This is a genomic window from Xanthomonas floridensis (assembly GCF_001642575.1).
GTDB lineage: Bacteria > Pseudomonadota > Gammaproteobacteria > Xanthomonadales > Xanthomonadaceae > Xanthomonas > Xanthomonas floridensis.
Map to the genome: position 1 here is coordinate 104,475 of NZ_LXNG01000014.1, position 15,846 is coordinate 120,320.

General features: G+C 64.9%; 13 protein-coding genes. 12 read left to right on the forward strand and 1 reads right to left on the reverse strand.

Annotation, left to right across the window (positions count from 1 at the left end):
• Positions 1 to 2: 2 nt before the first annotated feature.
• The 11 genes from A7D17_RS09830 (at position 3) to A7D17_RS09880 (ending at position 12,243) form a co-directional block, all read left to right on the forward strand.
• Entirely contained in the window at positions 3 to 560 is a 558-nt protein-coding gene (locus A7D17_RS09830; RefSeq protein WP_064508905.1) for a glutathione peroxidase, read from the forward strand.
• 90 nt (positions 561 to 650) lie between these two features.
• Positions 651 to 1,622, forward strand: coding sequence for an FKBP-type peptidyl-prolyl cis-trans isomerase (locus A7D17_RS09835; protein WP_064508906.1), 972 nt, complete (start codon positions 651 to 653; stop codon positions 1,620 to 1,622).
• A gap of 24 nt (positions 1,623 to 1,646) precedes the next feature.
• Positions 1,647 to 2,990 carry a UDP-glucose dehydrogenase family protein gene (locus tag A7D17_RS09840; RefSeq protein ID WP_064508907.1) on the forward strand — a complete coding sequence of 448 codons (1,344 nt, stop codon included), beginning with the start codon at positions 1,647 to 1,649 and terminating at the stop codon, positions 2,988 to 2,990.
• Positions 2,983 to 3,219, forward strand: a complete 237-nt coding sequence (locus tag A7D17_RS09845; protein WP_008576524.1) for a SlyX family protein — start codon at positions 2,983 to 2,985, stop codon at positions 3,217 to 3,219. The genes A7D17_RS09840 and A7D17_RS09845 overlap by 8 nt, the downstream gene beginning before the upstream one ends.
• Positions 3,220 to 3,237: 18 nt before the next feature.
• A complete protein-coding gene (locus A7D17_RS09850) occupies positions 3,238 to 3,948 on the forward strand; it encodes a DUF2058 domain-containing protein (RefSeq protein WP_323208804.1) in 711 nt (236 codons plus the stop codon).
• A gap of 212 nt (positions 3,949 to 4,160) precedes the next feature.
• Positions 4,161 to 6,254: an acyltransferase family protein gene (locus tag A7D17_RS09855; protein ID WP_064508909.1), complete on the forward strand. Its 2,094-nt coding sequence runs from the start codon at positions 4,161 to 4,163 to the stop codon at positions 6,252 to 6,254.
• Between the two features lie 402 nt (positions 6,255 to 6,656).
• Positions 6,657 to 7,364, forward strand: a complete 708-nt coding sequence (locus tag A7D17_RS09860) for a transporter (protein WP_425479585.1) — start codon at positions 6,657 to 6,659, stop codon at positions 7,362 to 7,364.
• 236 nt (positions 7,365 to 7,600) lie between these two features.
• Entirely contained in the window at positions 7,601 to 8,734 is a 1,134-nt protein-coding gene (locus A7D17_RS09865; protein WP_064508911.1) for a LacI family DNA-binding transcriptional regulator, read from the forward strand.
• Between the two features lie 13 nt (positions 8,735 to 8,747).
• A complete protein-coding gene (fucP, locus tag A7D17_RS09870) occupies positions 8,748 to 10,058 on the forward strand; it encodes an L-fucose:H+ symporter permease (RefSeq protein WP_064508912.1) in 1,311 nt (436 codons plus the stop codon).
• Entirely contained in the window at positions 10,055 to 11,041 is a 987-nt protein-coding gene (locus tag A7D17_RS09875; protein ID WP_064508913.1) for a carbohydrate kinase family protein, read from the forward strand. Before fucP ends, A7D17_RS09875 begins: the two co-directional genes overlap by 4 nt.
• Positions 11,038 to 12,243, forward strand: a complete 1,206-nt coding sequence (locus A7D17_RS09880) for an AGE family epimerase/isomerase (RefSeq protein ID WP_064508914.1) — start codon at positions 11,038 to 11,040, stop codon at positions 12,241 to 12,243. The genes A7D17_RS09875 and A7D17_RS09880 overlap by 4 nt, the downstream gene beginning before the upstream one ends.
• Before the next feature lie 151 nt (positions 12,244 to 12,394).
• On the opposite strand, the gene metH is transcribed toward A7D17_RS09880, so the two are convergent.
• Positions 12,395 to 15,148, reverse strand: coding sequence for a methionine synthase (metH, locus tag A7D17_RS09885; protein WP_064508915.1), 2,754 nt, complete (start codon positions 15,146 to 15,148; stop codon positions 12,395 to 12,397).
• Positions 15,149 to 15,195: 47 nt separating this feature from the next.
• On the opposite strand from metH, the gene A7D17_RS24045 reads away from it, so the two are divergent.
• On the forward strand, positions 15,196 to 15,846 hold a 651-nt coding region (locus tag A7D17_RS24045; protein ID WP_161946535.1), incomplete at its 3' end, for a hypothetical protein.

Genomic DNA, 15,846 nt, shown 5'->3' on the forward strand with positions numbered 1-15,846 from the left:
CCATGTTGTTCAAACGTCTGTTGGTCGTTGTATTTGCTGGCGTTTTGGCGAGTTCGGCGATGGCGGCCGGTGCGCCGTTGCTGGACCTGGACTACCGCCCGCTGGCCGGCAAGGCGCCGATCAATCTGAACCGTAGTTACGGCGGCAAGGTACTGATGGTGGTCAACACCGCCAGTAAATGCGGCTATACCCCGCAGTACGAGGGCCTGGAAGCGCTCAACCAGCGCTTCAGCAGCCGCGGCTTCGCAGTGCTGGGCTTCCCGTCCAACGATTTCCAGGGACAGGAACCGGGATCTGAGAAGCAGATCCAGGAATTTTGCACGCTCACCTATGGCGTCAAGTTCCCGATGTTTGAGAAGGTGCACGTGCTGGGCAAGGAGGCGACGCCGTTGTACCAGCGGCTGACCCAGGCCACGGGTGTGGCGCCGGGCTGGAACTTTCATAAGTATCTGATCGGTCGCAATGGGCACGTGGTGGCGCAGTTCCCCAGCAAGATCAAACCGGACGATCCGAGCGTGCTGGCAGCAATCGAACGCGAGCTCAATGCACCGTCGCGCTGAGCGCGGCTCTCGCAACGCCGCGTGCACATGCGACAATGCGTGTTCAGCGCCGTCGGTGGCGCGTCTTTTCACTTTCTGGAACTGCATCGAATGAAGATGGGAAAGCGCGGCGCGGCGACGTCGCTACTGATGGTGGCAATGGCGGCTTCGATGCCGGCGATGTCGCAGCAACCGGCCGCAGCGGCCACCAAGGAGAAGCCAGTTTTGAATGCATCGTCTGAGAAAAGCACGCGCGACAACGTCAGCTACGCCATCGGTATGGACGTGGCGCGCTCGTTCGAGCCGATTGCCCAGGACATCGATCTGAGCGCGATGCAACGCGCCATCGAAAATGCGTTCAAGGGTGGCAAGCCGCTGCTGTCCGACGAGCAGACCCAGGCCACCGACACCGCCTTGCGCACCGCGCTGGCGGCCCGTAACGGCCAGCAGGTGCCGGGCATGGCGCCGGGCTCCGCGCCGGCCGCGCCGTCCAAGGAAAACGTCGGCCTGATGCTGGGCGATCGCGCGGTCGGTCCGTCGCTGGCCGGCATCAAGGACGAGATCGACCTGTCGATCCTGATGGAAGCGGTGCGCACCGTGTTCGCCAAGGGCACCACGCGTCTGACCCAGCAGGAGGCGGCCGCCACCATGCAGGCCTTCGCCGCTGCCAAGCAGGGCGCTGCCGGTGCCAAGAACCGCGAAGAAGGCAATGCCTTCCTGGCCAAGAACAAGACCGAGAAGGGCGTGATCACCACCGCGTCCGGCCTGCAGTACATGGTGTTGCGCCAGGGCAGCGGCGAGCGCCCGATGCGCACCAACAAGGTCCGTGTGAACTACGAAGGCAAGCTGCTCAACGGGCAGGTGTTCGACAGTTCCTACCAGCGCGGCCAGCCGGCCGAGTTCGGGCTGGACCAGGTCATTCCCGGCTGGACCGAGGGCGTTGCCCTGATGCCGGTCGGCTCGAAGTATCGTTTCTGGATTCCATCCAACCTGGCCTATGGCCCGAACGGCACGCAAGGCGGGCCGATCGGACCAGACGCAACGCTGACGTTCGATGTCGAACTGATGGGCATCCTTCCCTGATCTTCCGCAGGAGTCATTCCATCCATGCGCGTTGCGATCTTCGGCACCGGCTACGTGGGTCTTGTCACCGGTACCTGCCTGGCGGAAGTCGGGCATCAGGTCGTCTGCGTGGACATCGACCAGGCCAAGGTTGATGGGCTCAATGGTGGGGTGATTCCGATCTACGAGCCCGGCCTGGAGCCGATGGTGAAGGCCAACCATGCCTCCGGGCGGTTGCGCTTCACCAGCGACGCGGCCGCGGCCATCGCGCATGGCGAAATCACCTTCATCGCCGTGGGGACGCCGCCGGACGAGGACGGTAGCGCCGACCTGCAATACGTGCTGGCAGTTGCACGTACGGTAGGCCGGCATATCGAAGGCCCCGCGATCGTGGTCAACAAGTCCACGGTGCCGGTCGGCACTGCGGACATCGTGCGCGCGGCGATCCAGGAAGAACTGTCCGCGCGCGGCGTCGCGTACGACTTCGACGTCGTCTCCAACCCCGAATTCCTCAAGGAGGGCGACGCGGTGGCCGATTGCATGCGGCCCGATCGCATCGTGATCGGTGCCACCAAGCCGACCGCCGTCGCGCGCATGCGTCGCCTGTACGCACCATTCAACCGCAGTCGCGATCGCATCGTGGAAATGGACGTGCGCTCGGCCGAGCTGACCAAGTACGCGGCCAACGCGATGCTGGCGACCAAGATCAGTTTCATGAACGAGATCGCCAACATCGCCGAGCGCGTCGGTGCCGATGTCGAGCACGTGCGTAACGGCATCGGCTCGGATCCGCGGATCGGCTGGCATTTCATCTACCCCGGCGCCGGTTACGGTGGTTCGTGCTTCCCGAAGGACGTGCAGGCACTGGCCAAGACCGCCGAGCAACATGGCATGCAACCGCTCCTGCTCAACGCGGTGGAGAGCGTCAACGATGCGCAGAAGGGGCATTTGTTCGAGCTGGTGCAGCGGCACTATGGCGGCGCCGGCAGCATCGCCGGCAAGACCTTCGCGGTCTGGGGGCTGGCGTTCAAGCCCAACACCGACGACATGCGCGCTGCCTCCAGCCGCCGGTTGATGGCCCAGCTTTGGGACGCAGGCGCCAGCGTACGTGCCTACGATCCGGAGGCTACCAGCGAGGCTCGGCGCATCTTCGGTGAGCGCGATGATCTGCATCTGTGCGAGGACGCCTTCGCGGCGCTGGAAGGCGCTGATGCATTGGTCGTGGTGACCGAGTGGAAACAGTTCCGCAGCCCGGATTTTGCCGGGATCAAGCAGGCCTTGAAGGACGATGTCGTGTTCGATGGGCGCAACCTGTATGACCCGCAGGAAATCGAAGCTGCCGGTCTGGCTTATTACGCCATTGGACGAGGCCGTTCGCTGTATGCATGAGCAACTCCCGCTGCACGACCGCGCGCTGGAAGCGCGGTTGATCGAATTGGAAACGCGACTGTCCTTCCAGGAACAGGCGCTCAACGAACTAAGCGAGGCGCTTGCCGATGCCCGGTTGACCGGTGCGCGCAATGCCGAACTGATCCGCCACCTGCTCGAGGATCTGGGCAAGGTGCGCTCCACGTTGTTTGCCGATGCAGCGGATGAACCGCCGCCTCCGCACTATTGATTGCAGATTGCCATCACCATGAGCGATACCTTACGTGACCAATTGCTTGGCCTGGGCTTCAAGTCCGCGCCCAAGCCCGAACGCAAACCCGACGCACGGCCTGCCGCGCGTCCGCATGGCAAGGGTGGCAAGCCCGCTCCCGGCGGCAACAAGCCGAGTGGCCAGGGGAGGGGGCCGCAGCGGCCACAGGCCGCAGCTGCCTCCGATGGCGGCAACCCACGCAAGCACGACGGACGGCCCGGTGGCGCGCGTCCGCCGCAGGCCGGCGCCGACAGGCGTGGCCCCAGGCCCGCACGCACGCGCGAAGACATTGACCTGGCAAAGGCCTATGCGATCCGTGCGCAGCGCGAAAAGGACGAGCGCATCGAGGCCGAGCGTCTCAAGCAGGAAGAAGCGCGCCTGCGCCGCGAAGCCAAGGCCAGGCTGGAAGAATTGCTCAAGGACAAGGGCCTGAATCACGCCGATGCGGAGATTGCCCGGCATTTCCCGTATGGCGGCAAGATCAAGCGGATTTATGTCACCGCCGATCAGCTCAAGGGGCTCAACGCCGGCGAGCTCGGTGTGCTGCAGCTCAATGGGCGCTACCTGCTGGTCACCGCCGAAGTCCTCGCCGAAGCCGAAGCGGTGTTCGCTCCCTCGGTCGCATTGAAGGTGGACCCCAATGCGCCTGCAGGCGACGACCCGTATGCCGACCCCAAGTACCAGGTGCCCGACGATCTGGTCTGGTAACGCCTGGATGCAGGTTGGGTTGTTCATGGGCACCTGCGGGTGCCCATGGTTTAAGCAGGCGGTGACGTGGCTGGTCTTTCCGCATCGCCGTATCGGAATGCGACTGGCAGACGCGGCGCGACAGGCCCGGCGCCGCTGCGCCGACTGACGGTCTCTGGGCGGGCGGCCACGAGTGTCGGCCATTGCCTGGATCACACCAATCAAGGATCCGGATGACGCGCTCAGTCACAGGGAATGGTTACTTCGCCCATATCGATGGCTTGCGCGCGCTGGCCGTGCTGTCGGTCATCGTCTATCACCTGGACTCGGGGTGGTTGCCCGGCGGGTTCACCGGCGTCGACATCTTCTTCGTCATCTCCGGATTCGTGGTCAGCGCATCGGTCGACCGGCTGCCGCGCGTGTCGGTCGCTGCGGAACTGGCGCGCTTCTACGCGCGCCGATTACGGCGTATTGCGCCGGCGCTGCTGGTCTGCCTGGTTGCGACCGCGGTGGTGTCGATGCTGTTCATCCCCGAATCGTGGCTGAGCGAGTCCAGTGCCAAGACCGGGCGGATGGCGTTGTTCGGATTGAGCAACTGGGTACTGGCCAGCGTGGGGCAGGATTACTTCTCGCCGCGCGCGGAATTCAATCCCTATACGCAGACCTGGTCGCTCGGTGTCGAGGAGCAATTCTATCTGCTGTTCCCCTGGATGTTTCTGGCCTGGATGCGTGGCGGTGCGGGGCGTGCATGGTCGCTGGGCGTGTTTGCGCTCGCCAGTGCTGCCTCGCTGGGCTATGCCTGGCAGCGCACGCAGCTGCCAGGACATGAGATCACTTCGTTCTACCTGACCACCGCGCGGTTCTGGCAGCTGGGGGCCGGGGTGCTGTTGTATCAGGCGATGACGCTGCTGAAACGCCGTGGCGGGCAGCCCCTGTTTGCCGCCGGCATTGCGTTGCCGGCTCCGCTCCGCACGCTGCTGGTGCTGCTGGCATTGGCCGCGATCGGTTACGGATTGTGGAATGCGCGCCCCGGCCACTCGCCGTGGAGCGATGGCCTGTGGCCGGTGATGGGAACGCTGGCCTTGCTGGCCTTGTTGCATTGCCATGCCGATGGCTGGGCAGGGCGTGTTCTCTCGGCCAGGCCGGTGGTGGCGATCGGTCGCATCTCGTACTCGCTGTATCTGTGGCATTGGCCCGTGCTGGTGGTGCTGCGGTGGACCATCGGGCTGGAATCGATGGGCGCCAGGCTGGTGGCGGTGGCGCTGACCTTCGGGTGTGCGGCTGCCTCGTATCGCTGGGTGGAAGTGCCCTGGCGCAGCCGGCGTGTCGGCAGTTGGTCGAACGCGCGCGTGGTGTGCGCCGGTATCGCTGCACTGGTGCTGGCCGCAGGCGTGCAGTCGCTGGTGATCAAGTCGGCACCTTACGCATCGCTGAGCGTGGTCAGCCGGCATCCGCTGGATTGGTATGCGTATGCGCGCGGCCTGCGCAAGGAGCTGCCGGAGTGTCGTCTGCAGGCAAGCAACGCCTCGGTCAATGGGCAGCCAGTGCGGATTTTTGCGCGCGGGCAGTGCACACGGCCAGCCACGACACAGCGGCAGGTGTTCGTGATCGGCGATTCGCATGCACTGGCCTACAACGAAATGTTGCGGCGTTTCCCGTTGCTCGAAGGTGGCAGCGTCCGCCTGTACGGCGTGGCCGGCTGTTCGGTCGCGTCGATGCAGCCGGGCGGGCAGTTGCCCGGTTGCGAGGCATTCGTCCACCCGGCGCTGGAGGATGTGATGGCCCACGCGCGTCCGGGCGATGTGCTGTTCTTGCCAGGGTTGCGTGTGCCGCGACTGGCAGAGCAGGACGTCTTGTTCGATCTGGACAGCAACCTTGCCGCCCTGCACGGCGCGCAGGCGCAGGCCGAGCGCGATGCCATGGTTGCCGCGACCATCGCCCAGTTGGCACCGGTGCAGGCCAAGGGCGTGTTGATCGTGTTCGAGGCGCCCAAGCCGGTACTCAAGGCGCCCCCGTACCGATGCTCGGACTGGTTCAACCGCACCAACGCCATCTGCAGCAACGGGATGCGGATCGAACGGGCGGTGATGGAGCGCTATCGCGCACCCGCGCTGGATGGTTTGCGCAATATCACGGCGGGCCTGGGGGGCGCCAGTGTCTGGGATCCGTTGCCGCTGCTGTGCGATGCGCAGTGGTGTGCGCCGACCCAGCAGGGCAGGCCGGTGTTCTTCGACGCCGACCATCTCAGTGGCTACGGCAACCGTGTGCTGTTGCCGGATTTTGCCGCGCATCTGCGCCGCCTGCCGGCGAATGCGGCCGTGCACTAGGGCGGCTAATACAGCGTGGAGAGCCGCCAGGTGGGTGTGGGCGGCATGGAGGAACCGGAGCGTACGCGTGGCATGAGCCGCACCGAGCACCGGCCGCGCTCGCCTGGCGGTGTGCACAGCCGCCTTGTTGGCTGCGCTTGGCGGAGCGGCCCAGCGATCGACAATCCGGTCACGGCCGGGGCTGCACCATGTGCGCCGTTGCCGGTTGGCGCGGTCGGGCCTATGGTCGACTGCGCTGCTGCTCACTTCCTGCCGATGGTGCCGCATATGTTCCAGTCTTCAGATGCCCTGCAACCCAGCGCCGATATGGCGCAGTTGTCGATGTCCGCTGCCGTACCTGGCGGTGTGCGTGTGCCGGCAAAGCGCAATGTGGTGCTGCCCGGCGTCCTGCTGGCGCTATGCATGACCAGCGGGCAGGTGGCCGCACAGGCCGAGGATCCGCCGGCATTCGATCGCCCCGGCATTCCATTTGCCGCAGATGTGCTGCAGCCCGGTGCATTCGCCTGGGAGCAGGGCTTGCCGGATGCGAGCACCGACCGGGCCGGTGGCCAGCGCACCACGCTCTACACCGCCGACACCGTGCTGCGTCTGGGTCTGGCGCAGCATGTGGAACTGCAGCTTGGCAGCGACAGCTACAACTGGCAGCACGGCGGTGGCACACGGGTCCGCGGCGGGGGCGACAGCCATGTCGGCCTGAAGGTGGCGTTGCCGTCGCGCTCGGACAGTTTTCATTGGGCGGCGCTAGGCACCTATAGCGTGCCGACCGGCAGCCCGGCCTTCAGCGACGGCCATGCGCGCGAACTGGGGGTGACCGCATCCTGGGACCTTGCGCAGCAGCGTGCGCTGGCGTTGTACGTCAACTATGCGCGCGACGACGACGGGCATAGCTGGACCTTCGCCCCCAACTACACGTTCTTTTCCGGCGAACACTTCAGCAGCTATGTGGAGGCGGGCGTGGAGACCGGCAGCGAGCACTCGCGCGTCGCCGGTGCCGGCGGAGCCTGGCAATTGCCGCATGCGATGCAGCTGGATGTGTCGGTGCTGCGCGGGCTGACGTCGGAAAGCCCGGACTGGCAGGGCGGGATCGGGTTGTCGATCGCCTTCCAGTAACGGATCTGCCTGGCTCAACGCAGGGCGGCGGTGCCGGGCAGCAAGGGCGTGTGCCAAACCCTATAGCGGGATCGCCGCGTAGGAGGAGGTAGCCACGTTGCGCAACGACGCTGACGAGCAGCAGTAGAGTCCAATGCTGCACTGCCGCATGCATTGGGTGCGTGGAAAAGGCTTAATTGGATCGATCCAATTTCAGTCCATTGCATGCACGATTTCCATCCAGCGGGGGCGGGCGCTTGACGCGTTCCGGGCAGGCACCGGCCACGCCGGAGGCGGACCAGACGCGCGCGGTGCGTCGTGGTGCCGTGACGCTACGCGATATTGCCAGCGCAATCGGCGTATCGCGCGCCACGGTGTCGCTGGTGCTGCGGGGCAGCCCCCTGGTACATGCCACGACCCGCGCGCGGGTGGAAGCCGAGCTGGATCGGCAACACTACGTCTATAACCGCGCTGCGGCCAACCTGCGGCAGCGCACCTCGTCCAGTATCGCGCTGGTCATCAACGATCTGTCCAACCCGTTCTTTGCCGAATTCGCCGCCGGCGTCGACGAGGCGCTGGGCGCGGCCGGTTATGTGACCCTGCTGGGCAGCACCGGTGAGTCGACGCAGCGCCAGCACGCGGTGCTGGCCTCGCTGATGGAGCACACGCCGGCCGGCATCATCCTCTCGCCCGCCGAAGGCAGCCAGGCGCAGGCGCTGGCGCAGGTATTCGGCCGTCAGCGCAATGTGGTGCTGTTCAACCGCGAAGTGGAAGGAGCGGGCTGGGATCTGCTGGCGCTGGACAACGAGCAGGGCGCCTTGCTTGCCTGCTGCCACCTGATCGCGCAGGGACACCGGCAGATCGTGTTCTTCGGCGGCCATGCCGATTCCAGCTCCTGCCGGCAGCGTCGTGCCGGCTACACGCGGGCGATGTCCGCGGCCAGGCTGGCTGTGCAGTACGTCGAATCGGCACCCAATCGCCAGGATGCCGCGTTGTGTGGCGCACGCATGCTCGACAGCGGTGCGCACAGCGCCACCGCGGCCGTCTGCTACAACGACAGCGTGGCACTGGGCCTGATGGCGGCCCTGGCGATGCGCGGCATCGTGCCGGGGCGCGACTTCGCGGTGACCGGCTTCGACGATATCGCCGAGGCCGCGCTGTTCACTCCCGCGCTGACCACGCTGGCCGCCGACCCGCGCGCGCGCGGCCGGCAGGCTGCGCAACTGGTGCTGCAACGTATCGGCAGCCCCGAACTGGCGGTGCAACGGCTCACTGCCGCGGTGGCGCTGCAGATTCGCGCCAGCAGTGCCTGCGCACCGACACCTGCGGTTTCGTCCGCTCCGTTAGACCGTTCTCCCGCCCATTCCCCCACCAAGGCCTCCGGCCGCTGACCAGGCAACTCCTATGGTTTCCCTTTCCACGCAATCCACTGTGCCCAGTGGCAACAAGGCGCCCGTCAACAACGGCGTCGCGTTGTCGGTGGTCACCACGATCTTCTTCATGTGGGGCTTTCTCACCTGCCTCAACGACATCCTGATTCCGCATTTGAAGTCGGTGTTCGAGCTCAACTTCGCGCAGGCGATGCTGGTGCAGTTCACCTTCTTCGGTGCGTATTTCCTGATGTCGCTGCCGGCTGGTTGGCTGGTGAACCGGCTGGGCTACAAGCAGGGCATCGTGGCCGGTCTGGCAGTGGCGGCGGTTGGCGCGCTGGGCTTCTGGCCGGCGGCGGAGTTGCGCGTCTACGGCGCCTTCCTGGGCGCGCTGTTCGTGCTGGCCACCGGCATCACCATCCTGCAGGTGGCCGCCAATCCCTACGTTGCGTTGCTGGGTCCGGAGCGCAGTGCCTCCAGCCGGCTGACCCTGGCGCAGGCGCTCAATTCCCTAGGCACCGCGATCGCGCCGTTGCTGGGCGGTTGGTTGATCCTGTCCAACACGGTGATGAGCAGCGACGCGCTCAAGGCGCTGCCGGAACCCGAGCAGCTTGCCTACCGCGTGCAGGAAGCGCAGGCGGTGCAAGGTCCGTACATCGGCCTGGGCGTGGTGCTGTTCCTGCTGGCGATCTTCGTGTTCCTGTTCCGCCTGCCGGCATTGACTGACGCCGGCGCGCAGAAGGAAGAAAGCAAGCATTCGCTGCTGGATGCGCTGCGTCACCCGCATGTGCGCTTCGGTGTGCTGGCGATCTTCTTTTATGTTGGTGCGGAAGTGGCGATCGGCAGCCTGATGGTCAATTACTTCTCGTTGCCGGAGATCGGCGGGTTCACCGAGCGCGAGGCGACCAAATACGTATCGGCGTACTGGACGCTGGCGATGATCGGCCGCTTCATCGGTTCGGCGTTGCTGGCCAAGTTGTCGCCACGCGTGCTGTTGTCGGTGTTCGCAGCGATCAATGCGCTGTTCCTGGGGCTGACCATGGCCAGCGGCGGCATGTTGGCGGTGTATGCGCTGGTGGCGATCGGGCTCTTCAATTCCATCATGTTCCCGACCATCTTCACCCTGGGCATCGAACGCCTGGGCGCATTGACCGGCCGCGCCTCCAGCCTGCTGATCATGGCCATTGTGGGCGGCGCGATCGTGCCGTACCTGCAGGGCCTGCTGGCCGATCGCATCGGCCTGCACGAGTCGTTCGTGCTGCCGCTGGTGTGCTACCTGTACATCGTGTTCTACGGCATCTGGGGCTCGCGCCTGCGTGGCGCCCTGGCGGAGGCACGCGCATGAGGGCGGTCAGGAATCAGGTGATCTGCTTCGGTGAAGCCTTGATCGACATGCTGGCCCTGCCGCAGGCCGCCAGCGACGATGCGCGTACCTTCGCGCAATACGCCGGTGGTGCGCCGGCCAATGTCGCGGTGGCAGTGGCCAAGCTTGGCGGCGCGGCGCATTTTGTCGGCATGCTGGGCCGCGACATGTTTGGCGACTTCCTGCTGCAGAGCCTGCAGCAGGCCGGCGTGGCCACCGACGGGATCGTGCGCACCGACCAGGCCAAGACCGCGCTGGCGTTCGTCGCACTCGATGCCGCAGGCGAGCGCAGTTTCAGTTTCTACAGGCCGCCGGCGGCGGACCTGCTGTTCCGCGCCGAACATTTCGCCGCCAACGGCTTCGCGCAGGCAGCAGTGCTGCACGTGTGCTCCAACAGCATGACCGAGCCGGAGATCGCGCAATGCACACTCGATGGCATGCGCCGCGCGCGCGCTGCCGGCGCCATCGTCAGCCTGGACCTCAACCTGCGCCCGATGTTGTGGCCGCAGGACGTGAACCCGGCGCCGGTCCTGTGGGAGGCGCTGGCCCTGGCTGATGTGGTCAAGCTTTCGCGCGAAGAACTCGACTATCTGGCCGGCACCTTGAATGCCGACGCTGGCGCGGTGACGCAGAAGCTGTGGCAGGGGCAGGCGCGTTGGCTGTTGGTCACCGACGGCGGTGGCCCGGTGCATTGGCAGACTCGTACCGATACGGGCCAGGTGCCAACCTTCGATGTGCAGGTGCGCGACAGCACTGCGGCGGGCGATGCCTTCGTTGGTGGTCTGCTGTATCAGCTGGCAGCGCGTGCAATTCCGCTTGAGCAGCTGTGCGGCGATTCCACGGCGATGGCCGAGGTGATCCGCTTCGCCGCCGCAGTCGGTGCGCTGGCAGTGACACGCAAGGGCGCGTTCGCCGCGATGCCCGGCCTCGATGACGTCCATACCCTGATCCAGGAACAAGCATGAGCCCGTTGCCCGCTTCCCCCGCACCCGATTTCCGTTCGGCAGACGTCCTGCGCCAGCACATCGCCGACACCATGGCGTTCTACCACCCGCGCGCGATCGACCCGGCCGGTGGCTTCTTCCAGTATTTCAAGGATGACGGCAGCATCTACGATGCCGGCCACCGGCATCTGGTGAGCAGCACACGCTTCGTCTTCAACTATGCGATGGCGTACCGCGAATTCGGCAACGCCGAGTATCTGCAGGCGGTGCGCCACGGCCTGGAGTATCTGCGCAACGTGCATCGCAACGCCGACACCGGCGGTTATGCCTGGACCTTGCGCGATGGCGTCGTGGAAGACGACATGAACCACTGCTACGGCGTGGCGTTCGTGCTGCTGGCGTATTCGTGCGGGCTGAAGGCCGGCATCGCCGAAGCGCGTGCGTGGATGGACGAAACCTGGCAGCTGCTGGAGAAACACTTCTGGGAGCCGGAATTCGGCTTGTATCGCGATGAAGCCGATGCCCAGTTCAACTTCACCACGTATCGCGGCCAGAACGCCAACATGCACATGTGCGAGGCGATGATCGCCGCGTACGAAGCCAGTGGCGAGCAACGCTACCTCGATCGTGCGTTGCGGCTGGCCGATCACATGACCCGGCGCCAGGCGGCCAAGGCCGATGGTCTGGTGTGGGAGCATTACGACCCGCAGTGGAACATCGATTGGGACTACAACCGCGACAATCCCAAGCATCTGTTCCGGCCTTGGGGCTTCCAGCCGGGCCACCAGACCGAATGGGCCAAGCTGCTGATGCTGCTGGATCGGTATGCACCCACGGACTGGTTGTTGCCGACTGCGCAGCATCTGTTCGATGTAGCGGTGGAGCGCTCCTGGGATGCACAGCGCGGCGGGCTGTACTACGGCTTCGCGCCGGATGGGCAGGTGTGCGACGACGACAAATATTTCTGGGTGCAGGCCGAATCCTTGGCTGCCGCGGCCTTGTTGGCACAACGCAGTGGCGATGAACGCTACTGGCAGTGGTACGACAAGCTGTGGGATTACTCGTGGACCCACATGGTCGACCACCGTTACGGTGCGTGGTATCGCATCCTGGATGCGGACAACCGCAAGTACAGCGACGAGAAGAGCCCGGCCGGCAAGACCGATTACCACACCATGGGCGCCTGCTACGAAGTGTTGAACGTGTTGCGGCCGGCAGTGTGATACAGCTGTGACAGGGCGTGGCCGTGCATGTGCGGCTGCGCCGTGATGCAGGGGCGCAGCCGGGCGATGAGGCTTTATCGGTAAGGCCCTTTCGCGCCCGGGTGCGCTCCTGCATTGGTTCGCTGGTGCCTGCGATGATGGGGACCCGCTCTTATTCCGGGTCGTAATCCAGGTTCGACGCCAGCCAGCGTTCGGCCAATGCCAGCGTAATGCCCTTGCGCTTGGCGTAGTCGGCGACCTGTTCCTTGCCCAACCGCCCGACCACGAAGTACTGGCTCCTGGGATGGCTGAAGTAGTAGCCGGACACCGCGGCGGTGGGCAGCATCGCAAAACTTTCGGTCAACGACATCGCGGCATGGTGCTCGGCGGCGAGCAGATCGAACAGCGTGCGTTTTTCGCTGTGTTCGGGGCAGGCCGGGTAGCCGGGCGCCGGACGGATGCCGCGGTAGCGCTCGGCGATCAGCGCCTCGTTGTCCAGGTTCTCATCGTCCACATAGCCCCAGAACTCGGTGCGTACGCGCTGGTGCAGGCGTTCGGCCAGCGCCTCGGCCAGGCGGTCGGCCAATGCCTTGAGCAGGATCGAGTTGTAGTCGTCGTGCGCGGCTTCGAAGCGGGCGATATGCGGATCGATGCCAAGGCCGGCGGTGACCGCAAACGCGCCGATCCAGTCCTGCTTGCCGCTGTCCTTGGGCGCGATGAAATCGGCCAGGCAGAAGTCGGGACGGTCGGCGGGTTTGTCGACTTGCTGGCGTAAAAAATGCAGGGAATGGGGAATGGAGAATCGGGAATGGTCGGGCGCCGATGCATCGCCTTCCGATTCCCGATTCCCGATTCCCGATTCCGCAGGCTCGGTCAGCACCACAACATCATCGCCTACCGCAGTGGCCGGCCACAGCCCGAACACCGCCTTGGCCGTGAGCCATTTTTCGTCGACGATCTGCTTGAGCATGCGTCGCGCATCACGATACAGCTCGCTGGCCTGGGGGCCGACGATCTCGTCGCTGAGGATGGCCGGAAACTTGCCGGCCAGTTCCCAGGCCTGGAAGAACGGGGTCCAGTCGATCAGCTCCACCAGCTCGGCCAGCGGGTAGTCGTCGAAAAGGTGCAGGCCGGGTTGGCGTGGAGTGGGCGGCGTGTAGTTGTCCCAGTCGCCATCGAACTTTTGCGCGCGCGCCTTTTCCAGCGACACCAGCCGCTTGGCGTCGCCACGGTTGCGATGACGTGCGCGGATCTCCGCGTAGTCGGCATCGTTGGCGGCAACAAACGCCTGGCGCAGGTCCCGCGAGATCAGCGATTGCGCCACACCTACAGCACGCGAGGCATCCTTCACCCACACGGTGGGTGCGGTGTAGTGCGGGTCGATCTTCAGTGCAGTGTGCGCACGCGAGGTGGTGGCACCACCAATCAACAACGGAATCTCGAAGCCCTGGCGCTGCATTTCGCGCGCCACGTGCGACATCTCTTCCAGCGATGGCGTGATCAGGCCGGACAGCCCGATCAGGTCCGCATTCTCTTCGCGAGCGCGGTCCAGGATCACCTGCGCGCTGACCATCACGCCCAGGTCGACCACATCGAAGTTATTGCAGGCCAGTACCACGCCGACGATGTTCTTGCCGATGTCGTGCACGTCGCCCTTGACCGTGGCCATGATGATCTTGCCGTTGGACTTGCCGACATCGCCGGTGCGCAGTTTTTCCGCTTCGATAAAGGGCAGCAGATAGGCCACGGCTTTTTTCATCACGCGCGCGGACTTGACCACCTGCGGCAAAAACATCTTGCCGGCGCCGAACAAATCGCCCACCACGTTCATGCCGTCCATCAGTGGGCCTTCGATCACGTCCAGTGGGCGTGTGGATTGCTGTCGCGCTTCTTCGGTATCGGTTTCCACATAGGCATCGATACCGTGCACCAGTGCATGCGCCAGACGCGCGCGCACCGGCTTGTCGCGCCAGGCCAGGTCTTCGGCTTTCGATGCGCCCTTGGTGCCCTTGTAGCGTTCGGCGATTTCCAGCAACCGTTCGGTGCCGTCGCGGCGCCGGTTGAGGATCACGTCCTCCACGCGCTCGCGCAGCTCCGGGTCCAGCTCGTCGTAGATCGGCATGCCGCCGGCATTGACGATGCCCATGTCCATGCCGGCCTTGATGGCATGGAACAGGAAGACCGAGTGGATCGCCTGGCGCACGCTTTCGTTGCCGCGGAACGAGAACGACACGTTGGAGACGCCGCCGGAAATATGGCAATGCGGCAGCGTGCGCTTGATCTCGCGCGTGGCCTCGATGAAGTCCACCGCGTAGTTGTCGTGCTCCTCGATGCCGGTGGCCACGGCGAAGATGTTCGGGTCGAAGATGATGTCTTCCGGTGGGAAGCCCACCTGTTCGGTCAGCACCTTATAGGCGCGTGTGCAGATTTCCACCTTGCGCGCGCAGGTATCGGCCTGGCCCACTTCATCGAAGGCCATCACCACCGCGGCAGCACCGTAGCGCAACACCTTGCGCGCCTGTTCGATGAAGACCGCTTCGCCTTCCTTGAGCGAGATCGAATTGACCACGCTCTTGCCTTGCAGGCACTTCAAGCCTGCTTCGATCACCGTCCATTTGGACGAATCCACCATCACCGGGATGCGCGCGATGTCCGGCTCGGACATGATCAGGTTGAGAAAGCGCGTCATCGCCTTTTCGGAATCGATCAGGCCTTCGTCCATGTTGACGTCGAGGATCTGCGCGCCGTTGGCGACCTGCTGACGCGCGACGTCGACTGCCTCTTCGTAGCGCTCCTCCTTGATCAGCTTGCGGAACTGCGCGCTGCCGGTGACGTTGGTACGCTCGCCGACGTTGACGAACAGCAGGTCCGGGGTGATGACCAGCGGTTCCAGGCCGGACAGGCGGGTGTAGCGGGGAGTGCTCATGCAGGGCTCTGCTGGACGGTGACGGCGCGGTCGGTCTTGGTGGGGTGGTGTTCACTGCCGAACGACGGGGCGCGGTGGAATGCGGCCCTCATCCGGCGCTGCGCGCCACCTTCTCCCGCAGGCGGGAGAAGGGTAATTCGCCGCGCACGGTGCATATGTGTGGCAAGCCAAGCCATTCGCTGTCCTTCTCTCGCAGGCGGGAGAAGGGTAACTCGCGGCGCACGGCGCGTATGTGTGGCAAGCCAAGCCATTCGCTGTCCTTCTCCCGCAAGCGGGAGAAGGGTAATTCGCGGCGCACGGTGCGTATGTGTGGCAAGCCAAGCTATTCGCTGTCCTTCTCCCGCAAGCGGGAGAAGGGTAATTCGCGGCGCACGGTGCGTATGCGTGGCAAGCCAAGCCATTCGCTGTCCTTCTCCCGCAAGCGGGAGAAGGGTAATTCGCGGCGCACGGTGCGTATGTGTGGCAAGCCAAGCTATTCGCTGTCCTTCTCCCGCAAGCGGGAGAAGGGTAATTCGCGGCGCACGGTGCGTATGCGTGGCAAGCCAAGCCATTCGCTGTCCTTCTCCCGCAAGCGGGAGAAGGGTAATTCGCGGCGCACGGTGCGTATGCGTGGCAAGCCAAGCCATTCGCTGTCCTTCTCCCGCAAGCGGGAGAAGGGTAATTCGCGGCGCACGGTGCGTATGTGTGGCAAGCCAAGC

Coding starts and splice junctions, on each gene's coding strand:
- A7D17_RS09845 (WP_008576524.1), top strand. CDS start 2,983: ATGCATGAGCAACTCCCGCTGCACGACCGCGCGCTGGAAGCGCGGTTG.
- A7D17_RS09830 (WP_064508905.1), top strand. CDS start 3: ATGTTGTTCAAACGTCTGTTGGTCGTTGTATTTGCTGGCGTTTTGGCG.
- A7D17_RS09860 (WP_425479585.1), top strand. CDS start 6,657: ATGACCAGCGGGCAGGTGGCCGCACAGGCCGAGGATCCGCCGGCATTC.
- fucP (WP_064508912.1), top strand. CDS start 8,748: ATGGTTTCCCTTTCCACGCAATCCACTGTGCCCAGTGGCAACAAGGCG.
- A7D17_RS09835 (WP_064508906.1), top strand. CDS start 651: ATGAAGATGGGAAAGCGCGGCGCGGCGACGTCGCTACTGATGGTGGCA.
- A7D17_RS09880 (WP_064508914.1), top strand. CDS start 11,038: ATGAGCCCGTTGCCCGCTTCCCCCGCACCCGATTTCCGTTCGGCAGAC.
- A7D17_RS09875 (WP_064508913.1), top strand. CDS start 10,055: ATGAGGGCGGTCAGGAATCAGGTGATCTGCTTCGGTGAAGCCTTGATC.
- A7D17_RS09840 (WP_064508907.1), top strand. CDS start 1,647: ATGCGCGTTGCGATCTTCGGCACCGGCTACGTGGGTCTTGTCACCGGT.
- A7D17_RS09855 (WP_064508909.1), top strand. CDS start 4,161: ATGACGCGCTCAGTCACAGGGAATGGTTACTTCGCCCATATCGATGGC.
- metH (WP_064508915.1), bottom strand. CDS start 15,148: ATGAGCACTCCCCGCTACACCCGCCTGTCCGGCCTGGAACCGCTGGTC.
- A7D17_RS09850 (WP_323208804.1), top strand. CDS start 3,238: ATGAGCGATACCTTACGTGACCAATTGCTTGGCCTGGGCTTCAAGTCC.